The 5,220-nt window shown below is 53.7% G+C and carries 5 protein-coding genes; all 5 read right to left on the reverse strand.

What is annotated here, in order from left to right:
* Window positions 1-517: 517 nt before the first annotated feature.
* The 5 genes from putP to ENI00_RS10730 all read right to left on the reverse strand — a co-directional run bounded on the left by putP (window position 518) and on the right by ENI00_RS10730 (window position 5,097).
* The gene (gene putP, locus ENI00_RS10710; protein WP_304101867.1) at window positions 518-2,014 is read right to left on the reverse strand and encodes a sodium/proline symporter PutP; all 1,497 of its coding nucleotides are present in this window, start codon (window positions 2,012-2,014) and stop codon (window positions 518-520) included.
* Window positions 2,015-2,313: 299 nt separating this feature from the next.
* On the reverse strand, window positions 2,314-3,093 hold the full coding sequence (locus tag ENI00_RS10715; protein WP_304101869.1) for an AraC family transcriptional regulator: 780 nt from the start codon (window positions 3,091-3,093) through the stop codon (window positions 2,314-2,316).
* 38 nt (window positions 3,094-3,131) lie between these two features.
* A complete protein-coding gene (gene tmk / locus ENI00_RS10720) occupies window positions 3,132-3,767 on the reverse strand; it encodes a dTMP kinase (RefSeq protein ID WP_304101871.1) in 636 nt (211 codons plus the stop codon).
* Window positions 3,764-4,813: an endolytic transglycosylase MltG gene (gene mltG, locus ENI00_RS10725; protein WP_304101873.1), complete on the reverse strand. Its 1,050-nt coding sequence runs from the start codon at window positions 4,811-4,813 to the stop codon at window positions 3,764-3,766. Before mltG ends, tmk begins: the two co-directional genes overlap by 4 nt.
* A 5-nt stretch (window positions 4,814-4,818) precedes the next feature.
* Complete coding sequence (locus ENI00_RS10730; RefSeq protein WP_304101874.1) at window positions 4,819-5,097, reverse strand: aminotransferase class IV; 279 nt, start codon at window positions 5,095-5,097, stop codon at window positions 4,819-4,821.
* Window positions 5,098-5,220 lie beyond the last annotated feature (123 nt).

The following is a 5,220-nucleotide window of genomic DNA, read 5'->3' on the forward strand; positions in this document are numbered from 1 at the left end:
AAGTCCGCTACCGACCCGGCAAGGGGAACGGTTAGCCGAACGGCAAGGGTGTCCACCGCGAGGTGGAATCTGAAGGAAGCCGAAGGCAAAGCACAGACCTGACGAACAGAAATCGCATACGAGGCGGTGCTATCGGGTAAGACGGCCAATATCGTCAACGCCCAATACTTGCACAGCAGGTAGCGTCGTAGATGCGGCAGGTATAGGTGTGAAGGTCGCGTGTCTTACCCTGGGAGATCTGAGTGTCTGCCACTGTGCTACTCACGTCGTGAGACGTGGGGATGGATACTCAGAAGTCAGCCGAGGCTTCCTTCAGATTCCACCTCGCGGTGGACACCCTTGCCGTTCGGCTAACCGTTCCCCTTGCCGGGTCGGTAGCGGACTTCCACCGCCAAGTCATCCCATTGCCACCACAGCTCAGGGAATAGCGCCGTCAAGGCGCTGCGCGCCATGCCTGGCGCACCAAAAAAAGGGCTCCCTCGGAAGCCCTTTTCGACTTGGAGCGACTTACGCTCTGTTATTCGGCATGTCCGACGGCCTGATACTCGTTTGCATCGGATGTGGCAAGGCTCACCACTACAATTGCAATGAAGGATGCTACGAAGCCAGGGATAATCTCGTAAACGCCCGGGCCACCCATGAACTCGGAGTTCCAGCCCAGGGATACCCAGACCATTGCGATAACGGCACCAACAACCATACCCGCCAGAGCACCAGCACCGTTCGTGCGCGGCCACATAAGTGCGAGAATGATCAGAGGACCAAACGCCGAACCAAAACCTGCCCATGCGTGACCGACCAGACCCAGAACGTTTGAGGTAGGGTCAGAGGCGATGACTGCGGCGACAAGCCCAACAAGCACTACGCATACACGTCCAACGTTTACGCACTCGCGATCACCTGCATCTTTGCGCAGGAACAATCGGTAAAAGTCCTCGGTGAGGGACGAAGACGCCACCAGAAGCTGGCTGGAAATAGTGCTCATTACCGCGGCCAACAGGGCTGCATACAGGAAGCCTGTAATCAGCGGATGGAACAGCAAGTCTGCGAGAACGATAAAGATGGTTTCGGGATCGTCAATTTGAATGCCATTACGCACTGCGTAAGCACGGCCGAAAATACCCAGACCAATCGCGCCAATCAGGGAAATAGCCATCCAGGACATACCGATGTTACGGGCAGTCGGAACTTCTTTTACCGAACGGATTGCCATGAAGCGAACAATGATATGCGGCTGACCAAAGTAGCCCAAGCCCCACGTCACTGCTGAGAGCCAACCTATAAAGGTAAGTCCTTCGGTCCAGGATAGCAGGTTGGGATCCACCTCATTCAATGTTGCTGTCGCTTGGGAAAAACCGCCACCGCCTTCGCCCCAGAGGACAACAGCCGGCATAAGAACGAGCGCGACCATCATGATGCAGCCCTGAACAAAGTCGGTCATACTCACAGCCAGGAACCCGCCAACCACTGTGTAGGCAAGTACAACACCCAGCGTTATGACGATACCCACGCCGTAGTCACCCAAACCACCGAAGCTGAAAATTCCGGCGAATGCACTTTCAAACAGTTTGCCACCTGCTACCAGGCCTGAAGCTGTATAGACTGAGAAGAACACAACAATAACGACCGCAGCCACGGTTCTTAGTGGCAATGCCTGAGTGGGAAAACGGTTGGCCAGAAAGGCTGGAATAGTCAGCGCGTTACCGTAATGAACGGTTTGTGCACGCAGCCTGGGCGCAACAATTACCCAGTTAACGAACGCACCCACAAACAGACCGATGCCGATCCACGCTGACGCAAGACCTGACACATACATCGCCCCGGGAAGTCCCAGAAGCAACCATCCGCTCATATCGGAGGCGCCAGCAGACAATGCCGCTACCTTTGGACTGAGGCCCCTGCCACCAAGCATGTAATCTTCGGATGAAGAGGTAGATGTGCGCATCGCAAACAAGCCGATGCCAATCATCACCGCAAAATAGACAAATAGACTGATCCAAACACCAATAGCCATGGAACTCCTCCGGTTTAATGAGTCGGATTATATCCGCTCTCAAAGCACAGAGCTGGCACGCATGCCGGCTTGCTGTGTCGTTCTTTTTGTTTACTTGAAATCCTTACGAATCTGAGCAAAACCCGCACACTCCCCCGCTTAACTATAGTTAATTATAGCCAATATGCGACTGCGGGAGCCACTGAATCGTCCGGATGGAATTGACACGCACTAGATTAGTATTGCTACTTATACGTGGCTTACAAAATCCTACGATTCTTTTACGGATTCCTACGAGACTGGAGTTAATTCAGATCAAATCAGGCAACATTATCACGGACTTGCAGCCGTGCAGGTGTCGTTCCCTTGTGTTTGCGCAATGCATTCGTCAAAGCGCTCTGCGAAGAGAATCCTACCCGATAACTGATTTCTGATACTGACAGTGGCGTCGACGCCAATAAATTGATGGCCTGATCAAGACGAGCCTGCAAAAGAAACTGATGCGGCGTGGTGCCAACCACTTCCCGGAACACCTCATGAAAGCGACTAACACTCAAACACGCCTCACCTGCCAGATCCTGCACGGTAATCTTACGATGAAGGTTCGCCTTGACATAACGTTGTATCGCATCCGGACTGAGACTGTGGCGGTTTGGCGTGCTCAATGACCGGTCAATAATTCGATCGGCCATGCAATACAAAATACTGGCGGCCAGATGACTGTGCATGACCAAGTTACCAGGAGACCGGTCAAATTCCCCCGCGGCAAACTGAACCAGTCCTTGCAAACGGCTGTCCATATGGAGAGTACGGGGCTTCTCGAACACCCGCACCATCCGCTCATAATCGGCATGGCCCGGCTTTGAAATGGCGGGGTTTGACGGATCAAGATTGATAACCATTACATGATTCTGGAGATCACCACAGTAATCATGTCGCGCCTCTGTCGGCACGAGACACGCCTTCCAGGTATCCAGACGAGAGCCGCTGCCATCAACACTCAACTCCGCCTCGCCTTCCACACCGACCACTATCTGGTGATGTTCATGGCAATGCTGGTGGGCTGATGTAGGAAGCTTGAGTAATCGGGCATCCAGCATAAATAAAACCGGAACCTTTAATTGAGAATATAAATCAATTAAAGCAGATCTGATCGAAAGTTGCACATAAGTTCGCTGACTTGAGCATTTACTTGCGCCAGTTGAGCAGATGCATCCACGATATTATAGCGGTCGGGCTCGGCCGCTGCGCGAGCCAGATAGGTGCTGCGAATGCGTTGAAAAAAAGGAACGGCTTCCTGCTCAAAACGATCCAGCTGGCCCCGCTGTCGTGCCCGGGTCATGCCCGTTTCAACGGGCGCGTCCAGTAAAACGACGTGATCCGGACGCACGTCGCCCTGTACCAGGTTTTCCAGTAAGGCAATTCGTTCACTGGGGACGCCTCGCCCTCCTCCCTGATAAGCAAACGTGGCATCGGTAAAGCGATCACACAAGACCCATTGCCCCTGGTCAAGCGCCGGGAGGATAAGCGTATGCAGATGTTGTGCCCGAGCCGCAAACATCAACAGCAACTCAGTGAGATCGTTCACTGGCTCATCGCGCGGGGCGATAAGCAGCTCCCGGATAGCCTCAGCCATGGGGGTACCGCCAGGCTCACGGGTAACAACACACTCAACACCGAGCCCTTGCAGAGTAACTGCCGCATTCGAGATCTGGGTGGATTTACCCACACCTTCAGTTCCCTCAAAGGTAATAAACCGGCCGCGACCCGTCATTGCTCGTCACCTTCGCCTGCGGGTGAGGATCGGTAATCCGCCCGGCGGTTCAGTTGAAACGCCCGAACCGCTTTTTGATGTTCCGCCAATGTATTGGAGAACTTGTGAGTTCCGTCGCCCCGAGCAACAAAATACAGCGACTTGCCTGAATCCGGGTGCAGGGAAGCGTGAATGGCCTCACGGCCCGGCAGGGCGATGGGCGTAGGTGGCAGACCGTTAATCCGATAGGTGTTATAGGGGGTTTGAGCCCGTAAATCACGACGGCCAATACGGCCGTTGTATTTGTCTCCCATACCGTAAATGACGGTCGGATCTGTCTGCAGCCGCATGCCTTTTTGCAAGCGCCGCACGAATACCCCGGCCACCTGACCGCGCTCCTGGGGTGCACCGGTCTCCCGTTCGACAATCGATGCCATAATTAGCGCTTCGTAGGCATTATCGTATGGCAGCCCCTCTTCTTTGTTCTCCCACTCGTCAGCCAGAACAGTCTTCATTCGCTGAAACGCTCGACGGAGCATATCTATATCCGACTCACTGCTGGTAAACAGATAAGTGTCTGGAAAGAAACGCCCTTCGGGATGTTCGCCTTTTGCACCAACGGCTTCCATCACCTTTTCGTCTGACCAGTCTGCCGTCAGATGCTCTATGCGCTGGTTTGAATTAAGCGCAGTGCGCATGTCGCTGAACGTCCAGCCTTCAATAAACTGCACGGACCAGTGCTTGGTGTCTCCTGCAACCATTTTATCAAGCATGGCTTCGGCGCTCATGCCATCCGTGAACTCATAAACCCCAGCTTTGATTTTCGCCCGATCAGGAAACAACCGGCCGTACACGCGCACCCACAAATCCTTTTTTATCAGACCATCAGCTTCCAACTGCCTGGCAACGCCGTTAAAAGCAGTGCCTTCGGGCACATCAAATAACATGGGTTCGGCCATAACCACGGGCTTTGACAGAGAGCCCACTCCTTGCCAAACCCACAAACCTGTGCCCGCGCCGAACAGCACGGCAGCACACACACCCGCAATCAGAAGTTTCTTAAACAAATGAATTATTCCAGCAAATCGAAAGGATTGAAGATTGTCGCAAGTCCGTCATCTGCAGGCAAATCCTGCCCGGCAAAATTGCGCACGAGAACAACACCGATAACGCTGTTCAGCAAATAGAAACCTTTGCACCTGTTCCCGGATATGTCCTCAATACTCACCGCACGTTCGACAACCACCTCCCCCTTTGCCCTGAGTCTCTCCAACACCCATTGGCGCAGCACTCCGGCGACCGCAAGGCTTCTTACCGGCGGTGTCATCCAACCTTCGGGCGTTCTGACCAAAAGATTGGTGCGGGTTCCCTCAACCAGATGACCGCCACTGTCTGACAGTGAACCCCTTGCTTGCCGGAATCAAATCCCTCAACAGGTTAGAACAGGTTATGGCCGCTCGAGAAATCGAGAATG

It is taken from the genome of Marinobacter antarcticus (assembly GCF_011049865.1).
Classification (GTDB): domain Bacteria; phylum Pseudomonadota; class Gammaproteobacteria; order Pseudomonadales; family Oleiphilaceae; genus Marinobacter; species Marinobacter antarcticus_A.

Excerpts from the sequence above, each read along its gene's own strand:
- putP (WP_304101867.1), bottom strand. The coding sequence starts at position 2,014 with ATGGCTATTGGTGTTTGGATCAGTCTATTTGTCTATTTTGCGGTGATG.
- ENI00_RS10715 (WP_304101869.1), bottom strand. The coding sequence starts at position 3,093 with ATGCTGGATGCCCGATTACTCAAGCTTCCTACATCAGCCCACCAGCAT.
- tmk (WP_304101871.1), bottom strand. The coding sequence starts at position 3,767 with ATGACGGGTCGCGGCCGGTTTATTACCTTTGAGGGAACTGAAGGTGTG.